The sequence below is a fragment of the Nonomuraea sp. NPDC049378 genome (genome assembly GCF_055586745.1).
In genome coordinates, this window is sequence record NZ_JBVJHP010000038.1 from 1 (window position 1) to 1405 (window position 1405).

Consider the following 1405-nt stretch of genomic DNA (forward strand, 5'->3'; position numbering starts at 1 on the left):
GGTTACATTCCGAACCCGGAAGTTAAGCTTCTCTGCGCCGATGGTACTGCACTCGGGAGGGTGTGGGAGAGTAGGTCACCGCCGGACAATCTTTGAAGAAAAGGGCCCCGACGCCAAGCGCGTCGGGGCCCTTTCCGTATGTGCGACTCAGGGCAGTTGCGGGCGGGCCACGAAAACACCCCAGCCCAGATACTGGCGTCCGTACTCCAGGTGCGAGCGGCGCGAGCGGGTGAGGAAGTCGCGCATGGCGGGAGAGTCGACATCGTCGGGGTTCTCGCGTAGCCAGTCGCTGATGGTCCACCATTGGCTGGCCACATACCTGTCCCAGCCGTCCTGGTCGGCGAGCACCATTTCCAGAAGTTCGAAACCTGCATTCTCGAAACGGTCCGCCGTGCCGGCCAATGACGTGAACAGGCCATCCGCTATGCCGAGTGCCTCGTATGCCTCCTGCGGCGGCGGCGTTGTCCAAAAACACTCACCGACCAGAGCGATGCCGTTCGGCCGGAGATGCCGGCGCATCAATGACAGCGTGCCCTCAAGACCATCGCCGATCCAGGTCGCACCGATACAGGACACGATGTCGAACGACTCCGGGGTGTCTTCGTACGTGGCCGCGTCCGCCTCCACCAGATTGAGCTGACCGGCGACGCCGAGTTCGTCGGCGCGGGCTCTGGCCGCTTCCAGAAAGACCTTGCTGATGTCCACGCCGACGCCCTGAACTCCATAATCGGCCGCCCACCGAGCGAGCAGCTCGCCTTTTCCGCAGGCGAGGTCGAGTTGGCGGGATCCGGGAGCGATGCGGCAGATCCGGCCCAGAAGATCCAGCTTTTCATCGGTCAGAGGATTGAGCGTGCGGTGGTTGGACTCGGCTATTTCATGGAAGCGAAGTGACATGCGGACCAGTCTTGCCGATTGGTCGATTTCCGGTCCAACGATTAAACCGGTTGCCGACAGGCTCATGGACGTGTCAGGGCTTGCTACCCTGGAAGGACCGGGCCACCCCACAGGTGGCCTTCGTCGCGTCAGGCCCGAGGGCGGGCGGCGACCAGCCCCGGCAGACCGTTGTTGTGAGTCCGCCGGGTGAGCCAACGAAATGGACCAGAAGTGAACAGAGATAACGGATCGGACGGCGGACAGCGCGGCCGCGGAGACAACGAGGACCGGCACTCCGGCGGAGGCGGCCGAAGCGGCGGCTACGGCTCGCGCGGGCGCGACTCTGGCGGCGACCGTCCGTTCCGTTCCGACGACAGGTCGCGCCGGGGCAACCGAGGAGACAGAGAACCGCGACGGGACGAGGGCCACTGGGAGCCGCGCGGTCCGCGGCGTGAGGGTGACGGTCGTCGGTCGTTCCGGGATCGCGATGATCGGGGTCCGCGTCGCGAGGGTGGTTACGGTTCTCGTCGTG

1 protein-coding gene and 1 rRNA gene are annotated in these 1405 nt (G+C 65.1%); one reads left to right on the plus strand and one right to left on the minus strand.

Going from position 1 to position 1405, the window contains the following annotated elements:
• Positions 1 to 87 (plus strand): 5S ribosomal RNA (gene rrf / locus ACZ6SA_RS46685); the annotation flags it as partial.
• A gap of 60 nt (positions 88 to 147) precedes the next feature.
• On the opposite strand, the gene ACZ6SA_RS46690 is transcribed toward rrf, so the two are convergent.
• Positions 148 to 894 carry an SAM-dependent methyltransferase gene (locus ACZ6SA_RS46690; protein ID WP_465835756.1) on the minus strand — a complete coding sequence of 249 codons (747 nt, stop codon included), beginning with the start codon at positions 892 to 894 and terminating at the stop codon, positions 148 to 150.
• Positions 895 to 1405 lie beyond the last annotated feature (511 nt).